We start from the raw sequence: 21,225 nt of genomic DNA, 5'->3' as shown, positions 1-21,225 counted from the left end.
CCTTGAGGTATTCCTTGATACGAGAGTGTTTGTAGAACGCGTTGATGGTGACATCGGTTCCCCGTGTTACGATCCTGGTTGCGAACTCAGCGTTGGTGTTCTTACGGATCTGGCGAGCAAAGATTAGCTTGACTTCATCTGGGCGGCCGATGTCGATGTTGTCGGCCACGGTTGACTCGAAGAAGGCCCGGGCTCGACGAGGTGCATCAAAGACGATAGTGCGAGAGACCTCGATCTGACGCATTGACAACTCCCACCAGAAACCGGCCAAACGGTCTCTATCGTCGAGTGGGATTGGGATGACCTGCATCCAACGGTGGAAGAACTCCTCGATCTGGTTTGGACCAAGACGGTTACAGAGAGCTTGAAGAGCTACAGAGTCCTCACAGGAGGCGAACCCATTGGCTAACTCCGTGAATCCGATACCTGCTTTGAGCGCTTGACGTTTCGCCCATTCGTGTCCGTTGACCCAGACCTTTCCCGGATAGGGGAAGTACGAGCAGATCTTGATGAACCCGGCTCCGAAGTCGGCATCCATGAGATAGAAGTAGTAAGCGGTGACTCGTCGATCTGCCTTGGCGAAGGTGAATGACGGAGCACCCCCAGACGAGTCCTTCCTCTTGGTTGCGCTAAAGACTGATTGAAACTCCTGGGCTACTCCGATTGCTACTATTCCAGGTTCAGTTGCAGCCTTGAGGTAGGGCTCCATGACCTCGATGTGGCGCTCACCCTTCTTAAAACGCACAATAGGGATGTTGTTTGTCGTTGCAAAGCTCCGAACGGCCTCTCTGAAGCGATTCCCCATCTTCTCCATGATGGCCGGAGAGGCAATTGGCATCTTTCGATGATCGCGCAGGAAGTAGACGACTTGACCTGGCATTTGAAGCTTGGGCACATAGACGTTCAAGTAGATCCGGTCGAGACACTCAAGATCGAGAATCACATGGCTATCGAGGAGATCGTTCACGTTTGCAACGTCGCCCACACCCCACCCCCAAACGGTCGGTCAGGTTTTGTCCTGATACCGGTCATGATAGAGAACCTGCATCATTATCCACTCACTCGGCGGTCCGAGGTTTGCCTCATTAGAGCTCTGGGAAACATCTATCACTGAGTCACCAAGCTCAAAGAATTCATCTAAGCCAAGACATTCTGAAGATGCCATGGTGAATTTGTGCATAACTTGGGACATAGTCTACGAAGGGGTAACTGGTTCTGCATTCTAAAACTCGATGTTCGCTCGAGATCGTTGACACCACGACAGGTGCTTATCAGGTTTGCCTGCGCACGAGTATGGTGTTTAGGTGGGCCATATAATGACGAAGCATTCGTTACCATGGCGGATGAAGCGACGGCGAGTGATGTTGCAGGTATAACTTCGGTTCACATGGTTGCCTTGCTCTGCCTGGGGACTCGACACGGCCCAGGCCTGGGTGGGCCCTATGTGATCCATCGACAGCCATGCACCACTTGTTTCCCGCAAATGCGAACAAGCGACCTAAACTATTCATATGTCTGGAAATGCAGACAGGGAGTACGTGATTCGGGGCCCTCAGTCCTTCGGGATGGCACTGCGTGAATTTCGCCTTCGTCGCGGATTGACTCAGGCTGAACTAGCAAAGACTTCAGGATTGCATCGGAGCTATCTTTCAGAACTTGAACGCGGTTCAACAACTGATGCCGTGCGCTATCTCGTCTTGGCGTGCCGTGCACTCGATTTGGAAATCGTCCTTCGACCTCGGGAAGGAGCTCGTAAGAATGGAGCTTGAGGTATGGCTACATGGGAAACACGTTGCCATGCTCAGCGAGAATCGCAGGCAGCTGACGATGGTCTACACCGGCGTGGCACATCCTATCGGCGCTCCTCTAGTATCGGTGGCAATGCCGGTCGGCGCTGGACGATACTCAGATCCCAAGGTGCGGGCGTTCTTTCGTGGGCTGTTACCTGAGGGGGAGGCCAGAAGTATGCTGGCCCACGATTTTGGTCTCGATGAGTCTGATGACATGGGCCTCCTCGGTGTATTGGGAAGGGATTGCGCCGGTGCGCTCGTGGTGCAACCAAAAGGGGACAGAGCACCATAAGTGGCAGGAGCTTCAACGAAGGATACTGTCGATGATGCCGAGATAGAGCGACGGTTGCGAGCGTTGCTGCGCTTATGCCGTTTGAGGATGTATACCTTGAGACAGCGCCCACCCGCGTAAGTTCATTACATCCTATTGTAGTACTTCTGTACGTCAACTGTTGCAACCCTTGGACTATGGGCGCTTGTCGCATCTCCAACCCGCTCGCGTTTCGGCTGGATCACACAGCGTTCGCCACTCCACACCGAGGATGCAGCGTGCTATAACTACTTCCGGTCCGAATGAGCACAGGGCTGCGATGGGTAGAGTGAATGCGGCCGCCCCACAAACGTAGAGGGCCGGGCTCAAGGGCCCTCCTGGACCACTCCAGCTAGCCGAACTCGGTCCTTAGAGTGGCTTCGCTCTCGATAATCGCTTGCTCCTCTGACCTGTTATCAAATCCACGAGTGATGAGGATATAGGCGATCGAGGTGACGACAAGGCCTGCTAGCCATGAGAAATCGGTATCGTTCAGGAGTTTGGCAATCGGTCCGATGTAAGTGAATGAATCGAGCTTTGGCAGAACCATGAACGGTATTTCGGCAACAAAACCGACAGCGTAGGCAGTGATGCCTCTCCAGTTCCAACGGTGATAGATTCCATTGAGTGAGAACAGGTCGGTGATGGCGTAGTGGCCTCGGCGAACATAGAAGTAGTCGATGAGGTTGGTCGCTGTCCACGGTACTAACAGATAGAGCATAAGTGTCAGTGCCGTGGAGATGGCGTTTGCGGCACTTGTGGTAATGGCGTCACCAATTAGGTACCAAACCACGGCGAGACCGATCACAGAAAAAATCCTCGCGGTGCGTGTTGGAGTAACCTTTTTGAAGCAGTCTATGCCGGTCAGCAATGTCAGCGAGGCTCCGTAGGCGCTCATCCCCATGGTAGCAATTAGGGCGAGGGCGGAGGCAAGAGCTGCGACCGATCCAAGATCTCCAATGACATTGTTGCCGGCAATTTTGAGCCCAAGGAGGCCATCGTGTGCATTCAGATGGATAGCTATCCATGCTCCCAGGGTGATCAGCCAAATTGCCGATGAAGATGCTCCAAAGAAGACTGAGAAGATGACCGATCGGCTCTTGGTCTTGGTGGGCAGGTAGCGCGAATAATCAGAGACGCAAGGAGCATAGGTGATGTTGTATGCGGCAGCGGCGGAAAACTCTGCCATGAAGGCGGTGAAGGTAAAGCCATAGTGGGTTTTTGGGGTGATACCACCAGCATGGCCAGTGATGACTGCGATAGTAATGACGGTAACTAATGGGAAGGAGATGATGAGTAGCACGCGGAAGATTCGGTGAACCCAGTCATGGCCAAAAATGGCGAGTAGCGCGGCAGCAACGACAGTGACAACGGCAATAGCTGTTGGGTCCCAACCATAGGCACCCGAGATCCCCTGGGATAGGAGCACTTGATCAGTGACGTTGAAGCCGATGTAGGTGAAGAGTACGACGAACAACACGATCACCGCACCGCGATACCCGAACTGAGCACGCGACTGGATCATCTGCGGAAGGCCGAGCTTTGGACCTTGCGAGCCGTGGAAGGCCATGAACAGCGTGCCGACCACGATGCCTAGAAATCCTGCGATCGCAGTCCACCAGAGAGAAAGGCCCATTGCTGGACCAATGAATCCGAGCGGAATGGTGAAGTATTGAAAGTTCCCCAGAAACCAAAGCGGAGCCTGATGCCATAGTTTGCCATGACGCTCGCGTTCTGGGATCCAGTCGATTGAATGTACCTCTATGCCAAGAGCGGGCTCCGCCACCTGCTGTTTGCGTGCTTCGGTTTCCATCGCCGTTACCCCTTGTCACTCACCGCTGTCCTATGGTAGTCGAGTGCTTTAGGCATTCCAAATGGGAACGGTTTGGCTCAATTGCCACTCTTGTACAGGCTGAAATCTAGCTATAAAGTCTGGATCGAGGAGATGCGTTGTCAGCTCTGGCAAAGCTATGCGGTGCGCGTCATCGCGAGGTACCCGAATGGCAGATTGAACGCTTCGGATCGGTGGTAGTTGGCAAGACGCGAAACTAGCAACAGGCACGTCGCCGTTGTAATCGTTGATGCGGCTTGTTGTTCTAGAGCTTTCGGTTCGATGTCGCTCGTCCTAGGTGTTTCAGGTGGGCCAGTGTTTGCTGGCAGGATCATCGACGCCAGCCTCGCGAAAGCCCTTTTCGCGTAGTAGGCATGAATCGCATGTGCCGCAGGGCTCGCCAGCAGGACTTGGGTCGTAGCAACTGTGGGTTAGTGCGTAGTCAACCTTGAGACTCAATCCCAACCTGATGATCTCGGCCTTGGATAGCTCGATTAGTGGAGTATGAATGTGAAGTCGATGTTGGCCCTCGACACCAGCCTTAGTCGCCAGATTCGCCATCGCTTCGTAGGCCCTGATATACTCCGGTCTGCAGTCAGGGTAGCCGGAGTAGTCGAGTGCATTGACGCCAATAAAGATGTCCCCAGAGCCGAGAGTTTCGGCAAGCGCCAACGCAAACGAGAGGAAGATTGTGTTGCGAGCTGGTACGTAGGTAATTGGTATAGCCTCTGATAACTCTTCGATGCTTTCATGGTGCGGTACGGCGATGTCGGCGGTAAGGGCAGATCCACCGAATGAGCGAAGGTTAATAGTTGTAACTATGTGGTTGGAAACTCCCATCGACCGAGCCACGCGTTGGGCGGCCTTCAGTTCGATACCGTGGCGCTGGCCATAGTCGAAACTCAGAGCGTGGGGCTCGAAGCCCTGATGCTTGGCGATGGCAAGAACGGTAGTAGAGTCAAGGCCGCCGCTTAGTAGGACGACGGCTGGTGGGTTGCCCATCTTTCCTCCCTGATAAGTAATGAAGTATCGTGTAGGTTTAGGCTAAACGGATTGATAATGAGATTGAGTAGATCTGTAGATGCCTACTCGACGTTGAAAACGTGGTCGTGACCTCCTCCCTGCCGTGAAGGGCGATGCTTCCTAAGCCGTTCGCGTGACCCTAGTTGCTTGATCGAGCAGGAGTGGAGTTCCTCACCAAACAGAACACACAGCCCTGATTACCTATGCAGCCTGTAGAGTAGTGGCTTGTTCGAACACAAGTCGGCGATAAATATTCGATGCTCGAATGTCTACGCTTCCGTTTGTAGCACTGGATTCCATCAAAGATTGCGGTTCTTGTCTCCTTTCGTGTGGTAAAGCTGGTTCGGTAGATGAACTCCTTCTTGAGCGAAGCCCAAAGTGTCCGATTAGTGGTAGCGTGCGACGTCCATGGATGACATGGTTTGTGGCGACCATGCAAGCCGCGCAAAAATGTTGTGTGGGAATTGATTTAAAAAGGTTATCAGACCCGGTTTAGATGTCGGCTGAGCACTGGTTAGCAAATCGGGTTTGATTCTCACGTAGATGTCGGCAAATAAGTTAGCAGAAGAAATCTAAAGATGATGCCAGCGAACGACGAATTAGACCGACATCCGGAAACTATGGATGCGGAGGCTACTTGAAACAGTACGCGGCTGACCTATGCCCCTCTAGGAGCGGGGTCGGTTGCATGAGACTATCTCCGCCTCCGTCGTTGTTTCAGCCCTAAGGCATAGATAAACACGGTGCCTAGAACCGCCATAATGGCGGGAACGCCGCGGGCAAGCTCAGCTCGAAGGAGAGGTGCACCAGAGAGCGCGGCAAGCGGATCGCCTGGATGGACCGCGCCGTGACTCAACTCCTTTCGCAGGCGAACCTTACCAATGAGCGCTACGCCGCCCAAGATGGTCGCAAACACGCCTAAGCCTGCAGATGCAGGCGGAAGGAGCAATAGCATTAGGAGACCGACTCCGAGCAAACACTCGGCTGGCCTTTCTGCAACGGTGTTTATCTGCTTCGATGTAGATCGGCTGTACTCGCTGGATGCCCTGGGGTCTGATGCGCGCCAGCCTTTGTCGGATGCTGGTCTCGTTGTTCCGTGGTTGCGGTTATCGTTCAGGGTGGCGTCGTACATTCGACGTTTTACTGGATCAGAAAGCGTGGATTTCGCATCGGTAATCAGCTGGAAAAGAGCAGCGGAGCCACCCTTGTCTGGGTGAACCTGTCGCGCAAGCTGTCGGTACGCCGACTGGATCTCCTCCAGGCTAGCATCGGGAGACACCCCAAGTATTTCGTAGTAAGTCCGATCTGCCGACCGCGCCATGGGTCGATTCTAGTCCAATTAGGAGAGCACGAGTCGTGGCTTACTGTGGCGAGGGTGAGTCTTGGGTCGTCGAGTTATTCAGCTCACAATCGCCAGGGCGTGGACGGGCCATGGTTTTGGAGATGGAAAGACGTGAGACTGACGTGCGACCCAGCTGACCACGATCGCTTTAAGCTCAATCAAGATTCACACCTTGCCTATGCTCGAAGCTAGGGTTGGAGTGTGCACTCGTTAGCGGTCACTAAAGAGCCGACCGTGCTCTGGCTGCCTCTTGAGCTCTGGTAGTGTGGGCCTCCGCCATCGCAAGTAGTCGGGTGAACTCTGTCGTATCTGTGTTCGATTCGATGTCCTTCAAGTTGATCGTGGCCAGAGCGATTGAGGAACGAACTCCAGCTTCGGCGAGAACGGCGGCTGTGATACTGTCCCCGATCAGGTTGGGGTTGCCTTGCTCGGCCAATTGGGAGGCGATTGATCCAATCTCGAGCGCAACTTTGACCACCTCCAGCAATACTTGTGCGGCCCGACCGATAGCCTCTTGTACCTTATTCCGATTGCTGAGAGACTCTGTCAGTCGTTGGGCGCGTAGCGCTAGGATCACTTCAGCGTAGCTCTGGGCATCGACTTGACACAACTCCTCGCTTCGGTGCATGAGCTCCTTTGCGGAGTTGGCAAGACTAGGAGCTTCGGGCATCTGCCGAGTTGAGAGAAGCGCGGATTTTACACAAAGCGCTGCTGCCAAACTGACCGTGAGTGCTGCAACTGAACCCGCGGCAGGTGCTGGCTGTGGCTCGGCCACCATCTCAATGAAGTCTTCAGTGCTGTAACTCAGATAATGTGGAAGTTCAGCTGAGTCCGACAATTTCACCCGATTCATCGATATCGATCGACTCGGCGGCTGGATGCGTTGAAAGCCCTGGCATGGTGCTAATATCGCCGCAGATGAGATAGACGAAGCCGGCCCCCACTGAGGCTCTAGCCTCGCGAACTGGCATGCGCCAGCCAGTAGGGGCGCCCTTGAGGGATGGGTCTGACGAGATCGAGAGATGGGTCTTTGCGATTATTACAGGCAAGCTTCCAAACCCATTCTGCTCATAGACTTCAATCTGACGATTAGCCGCCGGCAGGTAGTCGACTCCTTCGGCCCCGTAGACCTTCACAGCGATGGTTTCAATCTTCTCTCGGAGGGAGGCGTTATCCGGATAGAGAAGGTGGAAGTCGTTTGGCTCGTTCGCTGCCTCGGCCACCATTTCAGCGAGTTCGATCGCTCCTTTACCTCCGTTGCTGAAGTTCGTGCAGATGGCTACTCTTGCGCCCATTGATTCCGCAATCTCGCGGATGACATCATGTTCTGAGGCAAAGTCACCCGGGAAGGAGTTAATGGCTACGACTGGGCTCACCCCGTGGAGCTTGATGTTTTCTATCTGTTTGCGGAGGTTTGCTCCGCCGGCGTAGACCTCGTCTGGATTTTCCTGCAGAATAGCTGATGGAAGTGGCTTACCAGCGACCACACGATGAGCTCCGGAGTGGACTTTGAGTGCGCGCACGGTGGCGACTACGACGGCGGCGTCAGGCACAAGGCCCGAGGTTCGACATTTGATGTTGAAGAACCGTTCTGCTCCCATGTCTGCGCCAAAGCCAGCCTCTGTAATCAGGTAGTCGCCGGTATGGATACCGATTAGGTCTGCGACGATCGATGAGTTCCCGTGAGCGATGTTGCCGAATGGTCCCGCATGAACCAGTACTGGGGTATTTTCGAGTGTCTGGAGTAGGTTCGGCTTGATTGCATCGCGCATCATTACCGTCATTGCTCCAGCAGCGCGAAGCTGTTCGGCCGTGACTGGTTCGTTGTTGTTGGTATAGCCGACCACGATATTACCAAGCCGTGTCCGTAGGTCTTGGAGCGACGTGGAGAGTGCCAGAACACCCATGATCTCAGAGGCAGCAGTAATGTCAAATCCAGTTTGGCGAGGTATGCCATCGTTCCTGGCACCTAGGCCGACAACGATATTGCGAAGTGCCCGGTCATCGACATCGAGCACTCGTCGCCAGGTGATGCTGTGGGTATCGATGTTGAGTTCATTGCCCCTGAAGAGGTGGTTGTCGAGCATTGCGGATAGGAGGTTGTGGGCGCTCGTTACGGCGTGCATGTCACCGGTTAAGTGAAGATTGAGCGATTCCATCGGGACGACCTGGCTGTAACCACCTCCTGCGGCACCACCCTTGATTCCGAAGGTTGGACCCATCGAGGGTTGGCGGATGGCGATGGTGGCACGCTTTCCAACTTGATGCATAGCCTGCCCCAATCCAACCGTCGTAGTCGTCTTGCCTTCTCCAAGTGGAGTAGGGGTGATAGCGGAGACGACGACGTATTTTGCCTTGGGTCTATCAGAGAGTGCATGGATGGCCTCGAGTTTGATTTTGGCAACACTGTTGCCATAAGTCTCCAATAGATCAGGTCCGATGCCCATCTCGTGGGCGATGTCAGCGATTGGTTTGAGGTGGGCTGCCCGAGCTATCGTTAGGTCGTTGTTCATGGTCATGCTCTATCTTTCTTTAGGGTGATATGTTGAGCCAAACAAGGAGTGCCACTTGCAAGTGGCACTCCTTGTCGAGCCTACCTGGAAGGGGAGTGTATCCAAGGTGGGTTGCTGGTCATCGGGACTACCACGATATCTGATTTTCGCTCCAGAGAACCTAGGAGCGTGAGTCCGAATCATTTCCAAAATCCAGGGCTGGGGTCCTAAAATCTCCCAAAATCGGGGGTTGTAGTCTCGGGTTCTTGGTTTCGGTTCTCAATTGGGGTCAATGATCCCAAGTCGGGCCGATTCGCTGCGCTCTAGGCCATCACCAACCCTGCATTCACTCTTGCATTGGAGAGCTTTCGTAAGTTATGACAGATTGAGTGCAGCGTCCACTCAGTCTCGGCTCCTTGTAGTCCTCGAAGGCGTAGGTGGCCCGCTTTCTGTCTAACTTTCATCTGTCCAAATACTGGTTCGACGATAGCTTTGCGTCTTGCATAGTCGATGCGTCCAGACTTGGTTCGAAGAGAGCGAGCCATGCGCTCTCTTCTGGTTGTATTCTTTGGGATTCTCCCGCGTGGGGACTCACTGACTCGTTCGTTGTGCTTCATGCGTCCAGTCGCGACGAGAGCGTTGATGTCGAACTTGGTGATGTGGCCAAGGTTGGCCTCCGAGCAGTAGCCAGCATCAGCTAGGTAGACCCGTGGGGAACGGGTGATGTTGGCTGCTTTGAGACTTGTCGTAGTCGCCTCAATCATAGGGATGAGTTCGTTGACGTCTGTGGCGGCTTGGGTTACCTTGGTTGCAACGATCACCTGAGAGCCTTCATCCACCACTGCCTGGGCGTTGTAGGCGAACTGGAACCCGTCGTTGGTCTTCATCATCCGTGACTCTGGATCAGTGAAGCTGCGTTGGGTTTTGGGGTTTGGTCGAATTGGGGTTTGTGTAGCATCAGCATCGGTGCTGGTCGGGGCCGGGGCAACGGTCTCGGTGGAGCCGGCACCCTTTGCATCATCAACAACGGTACCCTCGGTCTTGGCATCGGTGCTGGTCGGGGCCTGGGTGTTGGCCTTGACATCAGTGCTGGCCTTGACCTCTGCCTTCTTGCTGGTTGTGGTGTTGGCCTTGGCACGCTTATCAGCTTTGGCCTCGGCCTTAGCACGGGCCTCAGCCTCGATGGCCTCCTTAGCTTTGCGCATCTTGGCTATCCGGGTCTCACGACGACGAAGCTCCTCTGGGATCTCATCACCTCGCTTGTCAACCCCAAAGGCTTCGTCTTCTGCCAGATCTGTTGCCTCAGCTTCGGCCAAGATTGTGGCTACTTGCGCTTCGAGCTCTGCGATCCGTGGTCCAAGGCGCGAATAGCTCATGGACTTACGTCTAGACGCCGAGGCTCTTAGTTTGGTTCCATCGAGCGCAACCCTGCCAAGCTTGACCAGTCCTGCCTCGGAGCAGAGAACCGGTACCTGGTTAAACAGATCACCAAGTGCCTTCTCGTGACGGCGACGGAACCGAGCCAGTGAACGATAGTCAGGAGTAGTGTTGGCACTAAGCCAACGAAAGGCTATATCGACGTGGCATCTTCGTTCCATCTCCCGAGAGGAGGTAACCCCGGTTGAGTAGGCATACAGGAGAAGCTTCAACATCATTGTCGGGTCATACGGTGGCCCACCAGAGGCCTCGACATAGGAGGCATAGATAACTGAAAGATCCAAGAGCTCGTCTACCACCTCGGAGATAAAGCGTGCTGTGTGATCTTTGGGAAGCCAGTCATCAAGGGAGGGAGGCATGAGGAACATCTGACCCTGGTCATAGGAACGGAAGGTCTTGGCACTACCGATGGGAGGCTTGGTCTTTGAGCCCTTAGATGACTTAGTCACACCAACAGGTTCCACAGTGACATCATCGCAGCTCATAGCCACTATTTTACCACACAACCACCCCTTGCGCCAGCTCTCATGACCCCAATTCTCACCCGACAATGGGCTACTTATCTGGGGTTCAGGTTGGGATACTGACCCACGCTCCTAGGCATCTGTAGGACTCATTTTCGCTCTCCAGCCGCCTTTGTGTGTTCTGCCCTATCTACAGGGACAGAACTAAGGCGAGTCGATGGTTGCCCACCTTCCACGTCCAACTTGGGTTGTCGTGGTTTGCTTGGGGTCTAAGCCGTTGAGCGCTAGCCTTCGCATCCAATTGGATATTCCGGCTTTCGATCCGGCGTAGGAACCTCTCCTCTAGGATCTTCTTCACTTCGCTATAGGGAGTGAATCGGCTGATCTCGCGATCTTTGATCCTGTTGAGTAGGTTCATGGCAGCTACGTGATCTACATCACCCTGCCAGTTGCATTCCCAATAGGGATTGCAACAGTGAAACATATCCCCGTGTCGGTTGTCACTATGGACATACCCACACGTTGGATCGGGACATGTTTGGCTGGTGTAGGCCGCGTTGACCGTTTTAATGCCAGAACCTCCGACATAGGCATGTACCGTAATGCGTTCTTGGTTCTCGTCTCTTGCCCATGATGAGCAGAGTCGCGAGATGTTCTTGGACTTAGCCTTACCGCGCGAGCGAGAGAGGTTATCGGTGATGAGCGAGTGTGGTCACATGTATGGGTGTTGGGCCACCTTGCCACGTGTTCTGGTCCGGTTCCTCTCCTCATAGACGACCTCTCCCGAGATCGTCTATAGCTCTGCCTCGGTGTGCCGGAGCCGAGTTAGTTGTCTCTTGGTCCCTAGATTGTGGTAGCCCGGTGGCCGGTGCGTCGGGCACGCCTAGAACCAGCATCGCTCTTTGAGAGTACGCAGCTTATTCCTAGCCTCATCAATCTTATTCCTATGCTTAGTTATGGATGCGAGAGCTGGGCCGTATTCGCTGCCATGATGGGCCCCAGAGCAATCGGTACAGCCCTCGGTGATTCCCCAGTAAAGGACTACGACTGCCGGTCGCTAGCTCAAGGGGTGCAAGGTTCCAGTGACGTGGATGAAGGCTCGCTTGTGTTCGTCGTATGGTACCACCCTGGTGTACCCTGATGCACGTGAGGTTCCAGACAAGGGTAGGACTCCACGGTTTCTGGGGGTGTTTCCTGACTGCCTTGATGAACCGCCCTGGGCCCACGTAAAATCCGGGTGGTTCGGTTATATCCAAGGATGGTCTGTTAGCGTTCTTGGACCCCGATCAGGCGACCGCGAGCCAGGATTTGACCGGATATCACTTCGATCAGCTGGCTGACGTTCTTGATCTTGCTGGCGTTAGAGATCGCCGTGGGAAGCGCAAAGAGATAAAAGCCATAGTGATGGGGTCCGTGGCCTGGTAACGGTCGAGGACCCTCATAGCCGCGCCTCCAGAAGGAGGCGGGCAGAAAGACGAGTCCTGCAGTCTTTGGATCTAACCCACCAGTAGGCAATTCGGAGTGTGCCGGATCTAGCAACGCCATGGTGTGGATAATTGGTCTTGGGAGGGGAACGTCGGTATCTTCGATGATGAGTAGGAGCTGTGCCGTTACTTCGGGTGTCCCGGTCCATGACAGCTGTGGCGATAGGTTGTTGCCAACACCTTTGCCGGAATGGGTTGCGGGAATCCGCCCGCCATCGTTAAAATCGCCACTCGAAAGCTGTATGGTCTCTGGTGCGAGCAGCGCCTGTCTGTTCCACACACTGTGCTGGTCTCCGCTACGAAAATCTCGGAGTAGTTTCCCGATCGAAGCCATTTTTACCTGCTCCCAAAAACCTGAGCATAATTGCTCAAAGCCGTTAGGCTTATCCGCACACGGTTGATAAGAGGTTTTGGTCTCTTGCAACTCGTGCCCCTTGACGCTCAGTTGCGCCGGATGAACGCGCTAGCAAGACACGCCGAACTTCCTTGTGAGGGGTATAGAGAGTAATCTCTTGGTCGGAGTATCTATGTAGCAGGTTCAAAGCAGCGTTGAAGTCAGCCTGGAGAACATCCCCGTTTGCACAGTAAAACTTATCCGCCTCACGCTTACCTTCCAGTAAATGTGTGTTGGAGTCCATCTGCGATGTATAGGCCGCATTCACGAGTACATGCCTCGCTTTACGCTGTTGGGTTGTAGATTCGAGGGCTTCGGCAAGTGTGCCCCTGGCCAATGCTGACATTCTTCTGTTGTACTTCTTCCAAGGCCGTCTCTTGGCGATAGGACGGCTCAGGTCTTCGGAGATAACGAGACTGGCCTTGTCTACGACCGAGTGGGCTGCTCTGAAAGCGTTGTTTCTGATTCGTTTCTGTACCTTATCCTTGCGAGCGTTGATCTTCTTTGTACCAAGGTTGTTGGTCTTGATACGATCGGCCTTAGCTGTGCGTCCGGCTTCTCTGTGCTTTTGCTCTAGCGCATAGAGTCTGTTGCGAGCCTGACCGGTTTTACTAGCCTTGTCACTGTACTCGGTCATTATCTCGCCAAGCCCAACACCGTGTACTTCTCCATCTGAGTCCACGAATGCTTCGGTGTATCCTTTGTCAACGGCGATAACCTCGGTTCCGCGTGGACGGCCTAGTGGCTTCTTGAATGCGTAATGGATCTCTGTAACGTTGTCCTTGACTATGATCCTGATGTTCTTGCCAGACGGATCGACGCTCTTGCCATTGGTGGTTGTGACTAGACGGATGGGTTGTCCGTATTTGGCTGCAATCTTGATGACCACGACTAGTTGACCGTCAACAATCTCGGTGTGATATTTGTCTGGACGTACTATGAACTGGTTGTTTACCTTGGAATGTCCGTGCTTGAAGTGCTTACGCATCTGGCGGTGCAGGAAATTCTCTTGAGTCCACTCGCCTTGTTGTAAGAGCGTGTAGAGGCGTGTCAGTTCTGCCTCGTCGTCTTTCGCTCTAGTGTAGATAGCTCTGCTGGCCAGCAGCTCGATAAAGGAAGACATCATTCACAATGTCTTTGGTGCTCTCGTTGCGAATGGTGCCATCTATTGGCAGGTTAGAGTAGAGGGAAAGAGTGCTGATTTCGTTGCGGATATCGTTTGAGCTTTTGCTAACCGTCTTTAGACCGCCATACCTGCGCCAGATGTCCGCCCGTATGTAGCCAACGGCCTTGCAGATCGGTAGTAGCTCTTTTGGTGTGTCGGCGTAGATGATGCGAGTGCTAGTTGTCACTGAGTACCTGCGCTTTTTGCCCTGGATACTCGGCTTTCAACTCCTGCTCGTATCTTCTCATACCGTCAAGCCGATGACCAAACGTATGACCGATGGCGAGCATGTCCTCAACCATCTCTGGTTCTGGTGAACACGATGGTTGATTAACTACCACGATCCCACATCCGCCCTCTTCGGCAATGTGGGAGATGAGATCGAGTCCGAACCTAGCGAGCCTATCTTTGTGAGCAATTATTAGGCGTTCAACCTCTCCGTGTTGTATGCGATCTATAAGCGCCAGGAACTTCTTGCGTTCGAAGTTCATGCCTCCACCGATCTCTTCAATTCACTCGTCTACTGCTACACCAGCGTTTAGGCAGTAGGTCTCCATCGCCTTGACCTGTGATGCTAGGTCGTCTTTTTGACCAGCACCACTCACTCTGCAATAGACGACAGCGACTCGGCTAACTGGGGCACCTCCCAGCATGGATCGCAGATCAGACTCATCGAAGTAACGATGCCCGCTCGGAAGCCTTTTAGGTGTGATTTTGCCTTCTTGTTCCAAGCGCCGTACCGTACTCGGGCTACGCCCAATCCGTTTTGCGAACTCGCCAATGCTGTATGTATTAGCCATCACGACCAAGTATCGCACATTGGATAGAAAAGCGTCAACTGTTGTTTGCTCCTCCACTCCATTCCTCCGTCGTTGGAAAACGTTACCATTACGAGGTTGCGAGCCAGTCGGGGTACCTGATGAATAAGTCCAATGGCTTAGCCTATTTGACCGCGATTGCTAGGAACTCGCCCCGGGTCAAGCTATAGCCTCCGAGCTGATTTGGAAAGCCTTGCTGCTGCCTGGGCGTGAGGTGGTCGACCTGATTGCTCGATGGTTTAGGTCGGCTAGGGTGGCGTGGAGGTGCTAATGCAATCGAGATCCATCGGCTACGCTACACCAGCTACTCGGTTTATGCAGGAAGAGTTCGGCTGTTCGCGAGGCAGTTACCGTTTGAGCCGAAATAGGCCGGCGTGAGTGTGGTGTGACGAACTTGCGAAGCACCGGCGATATGCACCCCGCTGTTTCGGCTCTAGCGTCGCGTTTGGGCTGGCGCGTTGGCATCGTGGGGCTGATGATCCATCGACAGATTGGCGGATTGGAGTGAATATGACAGAGACTAGTTCGATTCGTTTGGTGCTCGCAGATGTTGACGGAACGCTTGTAACCAACGACAAAGTACTCACCGCCAGAGCCAAGAAGGCGGTTAGGCGACTCCATGAAGCACAGATCCTCTTCTCGCTTACCAGTGGGCGACCGCCTCGTGGGATGGAGATGTTTATCGAGCCTTTAGATATCACCCTGCCTTTCGCGGCCTTCAACGGCGGTCAGATTGTCTCGCCGACCTTCGAAACGTTGGTTCAACATGTCCTTGACGATCAAGTATTGGGAGAGATTGTAGATAGCCTTGGCAGAGCGAAGCTCGATACCTGGTTCTACGCCGGGTCGGAATGGTACGTTCCAGATCGTGATGGCATTCATGTGGATAGAGAGTCAGCTACTGTGAAGTTTGAGCCTGAAGTTATGAACCACAAACATAGACCGTCAGGTTCGATTGTCAAGGTAGTCGGTGTCAGCGACGATCACAACCTCATCACGAAGATGACCAACGAGATCCGTGAGGCCTTCGGCGATAAGGTAACAGCTGAGGCTTCGCAACCCTATTATCTCGATATCACCCACCCACTCGCCAACAAGGGAGCTGTGGTGAGTTATCTGGCTAAATGTTACGAGCTCAATACCGATCAAATTGCCACCATTGGTGACATGCCAAATGATGTGGAGATGTTCACCAAGTCCGGATTGGCGATCGCGATGGGTAACGCTGAACCAGAGGTCCAACATGCTGCCGATCAGGTCACGACTTCAAACTCAGAGGAAGGATTCGCCAACGCCATGGATCGATTCGTCTTGGCGCGAGATGCATCCAAGGCCTAGCAGCGATCGTGGGAGCGGAGTATGAGGCCAAGAACATAATTGCCGATCGACCTTTTCCGTCCCACACCCGCTCTTGTATCGGCGCCTCGTTGAGTGCGTGCCTGATCCTGTGTAGTTTCACTCGTCCGTCGAGACCAGGCATTGGAGGGCAAGAGATACCGACTGACCATGTTCGAAGAGAATGTTCGAAGAGAAGAGGTCGGCTCTAGGGTCGACCACGGTCATGCATAGAGGCTTACAAGGGCGCACCACGACGAGTGGATGTAGTATGTATCACTTCGATAGTAAGACTTGTGGGTCAGCTAGTTTCGCAGCTGAAGCGCTGATTGGACTGGTTTTGCTATAAATTTTCCGTTGCGCTACAGGATCTTTGCGAATGGTCGATATTCTGTTTGTAGCTCAAGAATTCTGTCTTAAGCCCTCCGGCATGACAGAATGGCAACCGCTCCCGCAAGACGGTGCTACCGGAGGAAGAGCTGGTCGGTCTCGTTGATCGGCAAGGCGGGAAGCCTTTGCTTAGTAGCTCGGTTTCCCATTGACTTTGGGAGGCGCGTAGTGCAATGTTATAACGGCAAATACAACGTTACTGATAGCGACACTGGTCGAACGGTGGGTTTGTATCAGCGGTCGAGGAACGTTATTTCGACTCGTGCGCCGCTCCCTGGATACGAGCTTGTCGCGTGCTCTATAAGCGGAGCCTTGACTAGAAAGACCCGAACTCCCAGCTCCAGGCGCACCTGTGGTCGTGAGATGCGAGGCGGTCGCCGCGAACCCGGAGATATGTGCTCGATGGTCCGAGCTTAGCTTCGATACTGAATAACCCTCGATCTTGTGAGGCTTGCACCGACTGAGGTTCGCAAGTCAGGATTGAGTGCCAGGGTTGAAGCTCTTGTCGGTTTGCAGCGTTCCGGTGCGGTGACTCCAGGCCGGAACCACTCGATATTTCAATGCATTAGACGTTTTCGTCGTCAAGTTACAGAAACCAGGATCGCAAGGTCGATCTGTTCGCTAAAAGGAGATTACCGCCATGTCCCAATGGGGATTTGAGACACAACAGATTCACGCCGGTGCAGTCGCCGACCCTACCACGGGAGCGCGCGCCGTTCCTATCTACCAGACCTCAAGCTACGTCTTTCGCGATACGAAGCACGCAGCTGCACTCTTTGGACTCGAGGAGCTTGGAAATATCTATACACGTCTTGGGAACCCAACCCAGGCTGTTTTTGAAGACCGGATCGCCGCCCTCGAGGGTGGGGTAGGAGCGCTCGCCACTGCAAGTGGACAGGCAGCCGAGACGCTGGCGTTGGTGAACCTAGCCGAAGGAGGTGGGCATATCGTTGCCTCCTCGTCGCTATATGGTGGCAGCTATAACCTGTTGCACTACACGCTCGCCAAGCTCGGGATTCAAACGACCTTCATCGCCAATCCTGATGATCTGGGAGAGTGGGAGTCTGCAATTCGCCCTGAGACTCGTGCCTTCTATGCAGAGACGATTGGCAATCCCAAGGGAGATATTATTGACTTCGCCGGGATCTCAAGCGTGGCTCATGACCATGGGATTCCGCTGGTTGTAGATAACACCCTTGCAACTCCGTTCCTAGCGCAGCCCTTGCGTTATGGCGCGGATATCGTTGTACATTCTGCGACCAAGTTCATTGGCGGCCACGGAACGTCTCTCGGCGGAGTGATTGTGGACGGGGGCACCTTCGACTACGAAAATTCGGGTCGATTCACTAACTTTACCGAACCCGACGAGAGTTACCATGGCCTGATCTACTCTGAGCTTCCGGAGGCACTTTGGCCGGCGCGCTACATTCTCAAGGCACGTCTGCAGTACATGCGTGATATAGGAGCCTCGGTATCGCCATTCAACGCCTTTCAGTTTCTCTTGGGGCTAGAGACCTTGAGCCTGAGAATGGAGCGCCATGTATCAAACGCGCTTGCGGTGGCAGAGTGGCTTGAGAGTCGAGATGAGGTTGCCTGGGTTTCGTATGCAGGTTTAAAGTCGAGCCCATGGCATGAGCGTCAGCAGCGCTACCTACCTCGCGGAGCGGGAGCGATCATTGGTTTTGGGATCAAGGGTTCTGAGGCTGCTGGTCAGCGCTTTATTGAGGGACTCGAGCTCTTTAGTCATCTTGCGAACGTCGGTGATGTCCGTAGTTTGGCTATCCATCCTGCATCGACAACCCATTCGCAGTTGACCGAGGCGGAGCGTCTCGCTACTGGTGTTAGCGCTGACCTTGTCCGTCTCTCGATTGGGCTTGAGACCATTGATGATATCTTGGCTGACTTGGAGGCTGGTTTCCGTGCTGCAAAAGAGAGTTGAGGCTGTGACCACCGCAGCTTGGCGTGCTGGTCTATTTGTTGGACACCGTCAGTTTGCGCGCGTCTTCGACAGCTTCACGACCGAGATGGGCTCTGCGATTGGGCCCATCGACGTCGCCTATGAGACCTGGGGCACACTGAACGCAGATCGATCCAACGCCGTGCTCATTCTGCATGCCCTGACTGGGGATTCACACGCAGTTGGGGATGTGGAGGATGGACACCCCACGCCAGGCTGGTGGAACGGGCTGATTGGACCAGGACTGGCGATCGATACCAATAGGTATTTCGTGCTCTGTCCTAACGTTCTCGGTGGCTGTCAGGGGACGACTGGTCCTTCTTCGATAGCGCCGGACGGAGAGGTATATGGGTCGCGTTTTCCGGCTATCACCGTCCGTGATCAGGTGGCGGTGGAGTTCGCACTAGCACAACGGCTTGGCATCGAGCGGTTTGCAGCCATCGTTGGCGGATCAATGGGAGGAATGCGGGTCCTTGAATGGCTGGTCAGCTACCCGGAGGCTGCCGAGCGCGCGGTTGTGCTTGCCGTTGGCGCTGCAGCCAGTGCTGAGCAGATCGCACTCTCATCGTTGCAGATCCGTATGATCAAGAGTGACCCGAACTTTTGTGGTGGAGATTACTACCGCTATGGCGTTGTCCCAGCTCACGGGTTGCGTCTGGCCAGAGAACTCGCGCACCTCAGCTACCGCAGCCCAGGCGAGCTCGATGACCGATTTGGACGTAGTCGCCAAACGGAACCATATCCGGAGGCTGAACTGCACTCCGCCACCGAGGATGACTCTTTCGCAGTTGAATCTTATCTATCTCATCATGGGAAGAAGTTGGTGCAGCGCTTCGATGCCAACTCCTATATTCGGCTCTCGGAGGCTATGAACCACCACGACGTTGGGCGAGGACGAGGTGGTTATCGCGACGCGCTCAGTCGAGTGAAGGCAAGGGTAACGGTTATAGGGATCTCCTCTGATCGTCTATTCCCGGTTGCACAACAACAGGCTATTGCGGATGCTTTGCCAACCTGCGAGGGTTTCTACGTGGTTGACTCAGAGATTGGTCATGACGGATTTTTGGTTGAGGTAAAGGCGATTGGCGACATCATACGGATGGCGCTCTAGCTGGTCCAATCGTCGGTGTTGAATGCGAGCGAGTCCGCTCCTGTTAGGCTAGATCCCGGATAGCTTGCCTCTAGTAACGCTGTGGGTGAAAGCAGTTGCCAGTCCAGTGTTGTAGACACCAACTCTCCATGTTTATATCCGAGCCTGAAACGGTCAGCGTATTGGTATCGGATCAACTCGGTTTGGAGACTGCCGAGTCTTTGTTGTCTCGATAGAGAACTCTACCCATAGACGAGTTGGCAATGCGGTCCGGAAGCTAGATCGCCGCTAGGGGAGTGAGGTAACTGGCGGCCCGTAGCGATTGTTCCCGGGAGTTGAGCGTTGCACCATGAATACGAGGAGGACTATGGCGCCCACCAGGGGAACGAGGCCGATGAAGACCCATCCACCACTGTGGTCAGTATCGTGGAGCCGCCGGATGGTGATGGCGAGCGATGGGGTGATCAGCGCAAGTGAATAAAGAAAGTAGATTGCTATAACAACTAGGTTATGCAAGAGGATGAGTGCAATTAGGAAAATAATGCCGACAACGGCGTTGCCCAGGTAGGCCTTCCAATACTCGCCTCTGGTTGACCGAATACGGAAGTTTGTGAAGAGCCTCCACATTCTGAGGTATGCAGCTACCAGTGCTATAGACGGCACCTCCACAGTCCGGTTCGCATCTGCCGATGCTTGAAATTTTGGCAGACCAGACGATGCCGCAGGCTTGTCGTCTGATGGCTGCGTTTGCCCTAGGTTGTCGTTCTCGTAGCTCATTTGCTCCATCCCCCCAGATTGAGATGTTTGCTATTGTAGTTGTCGAAATCTGGAGGCAGGCCGCTATCGGAAGACTCGTCGATCGTCACTGCCATCCCACCCTTCGCCGGTAGCTATGCTGGCATGTTCTGTGCCCTTCAGGGTTAGAGCCGACTGATGAGGAGATATAGATCGTTGAATTCGGCGCATGGATTCGCGTGCTGGGGCGCCCAGATCGTGAATGAATGCAACGGCTAGACTGCAAGCGGCAGGGGGTGGCTGTGAAAGAGAAGATAAGCGAGGATCAACGACTCCACTGGGAGAGAACTTATCACGAGAATCCATCGATGTACGGGTCTTCTGCCAGCGAACCTGGTGCATATGCGATAGACCTGTTCTCGCGCTTGGGACTGAAGACGGTTCTTGAATTGGGCTCTGGGCAAGGTCGGGACACCGTGCCGATGCTGGAGGCCGGTCTCGATGTGACTGCGCTTGATTACTCCGACGAAGGACTGCGTGAGCTTCGATTGCGCGCGACAAGGTTTGAGCATCAGTTGGGCGTCGTCAAGCACGATGTTCATGAGCCGCTCCCTTTCCCAGATGAGAGCTTCGATGCTTGCTATTCGCACATGCTTTTCAATATGGCGCTTTCGACCGAGGAGCTTATCAGCTTGACCCAAGAGACAAGGAGAGTCCTTCGTCCTGGGGGAGTGTTGGTCTACACTGCCCGTCATACCGGGGACGCCCACTATGGGGTTGGAGCTGATTTCGGTGATAACCGGTTCGAGAACGGTGGCTTTGTCGTGCATTTTTTCGACCGTGACTTAGTCGATCGTCTCGCCGATGGGTTTGAGCTAGACGATGTCACCCCCTTTAACGAAGGTGAGCTTCCACGCAAGCTTTTTCGTGTCACTATGACGCGGTCGCCTATCACTTAGTGAGGTTACGATTCCGGCTGCCGAGCTTGTTCTGGTAAGTCTAACCGGTGGCTGAATGGCGCGATGAGATAGCGGTTGTCGGCGCAATAATGAGCGATTCGTGGGCGGTAGGCTGTTAACGCGAAGAGGGTTATTCGAACTCGTCCGCGCGCGACGATAGGCGATAGGGAAAGCTTGCGATGACTAGCCGAGAGTGCATCGAGACAGGG

General features: G+C 54.1%; 17 protein-coding genes, 2 pseudogenes and 1 riboswitch. Of the genes and pseudogenes, 6 read left to right on the top strand and 13 right to left on the bottom strand.

The features are described from left to right. A pseudogene (locus FEAC_RS07700) lies at positions 1-985 on the bottom strand (hypothetical protein); the annotation flags it as partial. A gap of 526 nt (positions 986-1,511) precedes the next feature. On the opposite strand from FEAC_RS07700, the gene FEAC_RS07695 reads away from it, so the two are divergent. Next, positions 1,512-1,769, top strand: coding sequence for a helix-turn-helix domain-containing protein (locus FEAC_RS07695; protein WP_081901330.1), 258 nt, complete (start codon positions 1,512-1,514; stop codon positions 1,767-1,769). Next, positions 1,759-2,082: a HipA N-terminal domain-containing protein gene (locus tag FEAC_RS07690; protein ID WP_035392651.1), complete on the top strand. Its 324-nt coding sequence runs from the start codon at positions 1,759-1,761 to the stop codon at positions 2,080-2,082. The genes FEAC_RS07695 and FEAC_RS07690 overlap by 11 nt, the downstream gene beginning before the upstream one ends. Before the next feature lie 370 nt (positions 2,083-2,452). Here the strand turns inward: FEAC_RS07690 and FEAC_RS07685 are convergent, their stop codons facing one another. The 11 genes and pseudogenes from FEAC_RS07685 to FEAC_RS07640 form a co-directional block, all read right to left on the bottom strand. Then, a complete protein-coding gene (locus tag FEAC_RS07685; RefSeq protein WP_052566024.1) occupies positions 2,453-3,913 on the bottom strand; it encodes a purine-cytosine permease family protein in 1,461 nt (486 codons plus the stop codon). Positions 3,914-4,234: 321 nt separating this feature from the next. After that, entirely contained in the window at positions 4,235-4,933 is a 699-nt protein-coding gene (gene queC, locus FEAC_RS07680; RefSeq protein WP_035392648.1) for a 7-cyano-7-deazaguanine synthase QueC, read from the bottom strand. Positions 4,934-5,093: 160 nt separating this feature from the next. Beyond that, positions 5,094-5,393: an IS3 family transposase gene (locus FEAC_RS16365; RefSeq protein ID WP_160290357.1), complete on the bottom strand. Its 300-nt coding sequence runs from the start codon at positions 5,391-5,393 to the stop codon at positions 5,094-5,096. Positions 5,394-5,648: 255 nt separating this feature from the next. Beyond that, positions 5,649-6,275 carry a J domain-containing protein gene (locus tag FEAC_RS07675; RefSeq protein WP_052566022.1) on the bottom strand — a complete coding sequence of 209 codons (627 nt, stop codon included), beginning with the start codon at positions 6,273-6,275 and terminating at the stop codon, positions 5,649-5,651. Between the two features lie 241 nt (positions 6,276-6,516). After that, the gene (locus FEAC_RS07670) at positions 6,517-7,140 is read right to left on the bottom strand and encodes a cyclodeaminase/cyclohydrolase family protein (protein ID WP_035392644.1); all 624 of its coding nucleotides are present in this window, start codon (positions 7,138-7,140) and stop codon (positions 6,517-6,519) included. Beyond that, a complete protein-coding gene (locus FEAC_RS07665; protein WP_201773868.1) occupies positions 7,118-8,815 on the bottom strand; it encodes a formate--tetrahydrofolate ligase in 1,698 nt (565 codons plus the stop codon). The genes FEAC_RS07670 and FEAC_RS07665 overlap by 23 nt, the downstream gene beginning before the upstream one ends. Before the next feature lie 296 nt (positions 8,816-9,111). Further along, positions 9,112-10,674 carry an IS1182 family transposase gene (locus tag FEAC_RS07660; protein ID WP_082055632.1) on the bottom strand — a complete coding sequence of 521 codons (1,563 nt, stop codon included), beginning with the start codon at positions 10,672-10,674 and terminating at the stop codon, positions 9,112-9,114. Between the two features lie 205 nt (positions 10,675-10,879). Next, positions 10,880-11,293, bottom strand: a complete 414-nt coding sequence (locus tag FEAC_RS16360) for a zinc ribbon domain-containing protein (RefSeq protein WP_419195362.1) — start codon at positions 11,291-11,293, stop codon at positions 10,880-10,882. A 662-nt stretch (positions 11,294-11,955) separates the two neighbouring features. Then, positions 11,956-12,507 (bottom strand): YbhB/YbcL family Raf kinase inhibitor-like protein, encoded by a 552-nt coding sequence (locus FEAC_RS07650; RefSeq protein WP_035392643.1) that lies wholly within the window; start codon positions 12,505-12,507, stop codon positions 11,956-11,958. Positions 12,508-12,556: 49 nt separating this feature from the next. Continuing rightward, a complete protein-coding gene (locus FEAC_RS07645) occupies positions 12,557-13,693 on the bottom strand; it encodes a zinc ribbon domain-containing protein (RefSeq protein ID WP_201773867.1) in 1,137 nt (378 codons plus the stop codon). 215 nt (positions 13,694-13,908) lie between these two features. After that, a pseudogene (locus tag FEAC_RS07640) lies at positions 13,909-14,532 on the bottom strand (IS607 family transposase). Between the two features lie 528 nt (positions 14,533-15,060). On the opposite strand from FEAC_RS07640, the gene FEAC_RS07635 reads away from it, so the two are divergent. The 3 genes from FEAC_RS07635 (at position 15,061) to metX (ending at position 19,343) form a co-directional block, all read left to right on the top strand. After that, complete coding sequence (locus FEAC_RS07635; RefSeq protein WP_035389651.1) at positions 15,061-15,888, top strand: Cof-type HAD-IIB family hydrolase; 828 nt, start codon at positions 15,061-15,063, stop codon at positions 15,886-15,888. 397 nt (positions 15,889-16,285) lie between these two features. Then, a riboswitch (SAM riboswitch) is annotated at positions 16,286-16,397 on the top strand. A 518-nt stretch (positions 16,398-16,915) separates the two neighbouring features. Beyond that, complete coding sequence (locus FEAC_RS07630; protein ID WP_035389649.1) at positions 16,916-18,214, top strand: bifunctional o-acetylhomoserine/o-acetylserine sulfhydrylase; 1,299 nt, start codon at positions 16,916-16,918, stop codon at positions 18,212-18,214. After that, complete coding sequence (gene metX, locus FEAC_RS07625) at positions 18,195-19,343, top strand: homoserine O-acetyltransferase MetX (RefSeq protein WP_035389646.1); 1,149 nt, start codon at positions 18,195-18,197, stop codon at positions 19,341-19,343. The genes FEAC_RS07630 and metX overlap by 20 nt, the downstream gene beginning before the upstream one ends. 267 nt (positions 19,344-19,610) lie before the next feature. Here the strand turns inward: metX and FEAC_RS07620 are convergent, their stop codons facing one another. Then, complete coding sequence (locus tag FEAC_RS07620; protein ID WP_052566016.1) at positions 19,611-20,099, bottom strand: DUF805 domain-containing protein; 489 nt, start codon at positions 20,097-20,099, stop codon at positions 19,611-19,613. A 254-nt stretch (positions 20,100-20,353) separates the two neighbouring features. Between FEAC_RS07620 and FEAC_RS07615 the strand changes: the two genes are divergently transcribed. Further along, entirely contained in the window at positions 20,354-21,016 is a 663-nt protein-coding gene (locus tag FEAC_RS07615; protein WP_035389685.1) for a class I SAM-dependent methyltransferase, read from the top strand. Positions 21,017-21,225: the final 209 nt, after the last annotated feature.

The sequence above is a fragment of the Ferrimicrobium acidiphilum DSM 19497 genome (genome assembly GCF_000949255.1).
Lineage (GTDB): Bacteria > Actinomycetota > Acidimicrobiia > Acidimicrobiales > Acidimicrobiaceae > Ferrimicrobium > Ferrimicrobium acidiphilum.
This window is presented reverse-complemented; position numbering and strand designations above follow the sequence as displayed.

What these genes read in the sequence shown, in the direction of transcription:
- FEAC_RS07695 (WP_081901330.1), top strand. Translation starts at nt 1,512, where the DNA reads ATGTCTGGAAATGCAGACAGGGAGTACGTGATTCGGGGCCCTCAGTCC.
- FEAC_RS07690 (WP_035392651.1), top strand. Translation starts at nt 1,759, where the DNA reads ATGGAGCTTGAGGTATGGCTACATGGGAAACACGTTGCCATGCTCAGC.
- FEAC_RS07685 (WP_052566024.1), bottom strand. Translation starts at nt 3,913, where the DNA reads ATGGAAACCGAAGCACGCAAACAGCAGGTGGCGGAGCCCGCTCTTGGC.
- queC (WP_035392648.1), bottom strand. Translation starts at nt 4,933, where the DNA reads ATGGGCAACCCACCAGCCGTCGTCCTACTAAGCGGCGGCCTTGACTCT.
- FEAC_RS07675 (WP_052566022.1), bottom strand. Translation starts at nt 6,275, where the DNA reads ATGGCGCGGTCGGCAGATCGGACTTACTACGAAATACTTGGGGTGTCT.
- FEAC_RS07665 (WP_201773868.1), bottom strand. Translation starts at nt 8,815, where the DNA reads ATGACCATGAACAACGACCTAACGATAGCTCGGGCAGCCCACCTCAAA.
- FEAC_RS07650 (WP_035392643.1), bottom strand. Translation starts at nt 12,507, where the DNA reads ATGGCTTCGATCGGGAAACTACTCCGAGATTTTCGTAGCGGAGACCAG.
- FEAC_RS07645 (WP_201773867.1), bottom strand. Translation starts at nt 13,693, where the DNA reads ATGATGTCTTCCTTTATCGAGCTGCTGGCCAGCAGAGCTATCTACACT.
- FEAC_RS07635 (WP_035389651.1), top strand. Translation starts at nt 15,061, where the DNA reads ATGACAGAGACTAGTTCGATTCGTTTGGTGCTCGCAGATGTTGACGGA.
- FEAC_RS07630 (WP_035389649.1), top strand. Translation starts at nt 16,916, where the DNA reads ATGTCCCAATGGGGATTTGAGACACAACAGATTCACGCCGGTGCAGTC.
- FEAC_RS07620 (WP_052566016.1), bottom strand. Translation starts at nt 20,099, where the DNA reads ATGAGCTACGAGAACGACAACCTAGGGCAAACGCAGCCATCAGACGAC.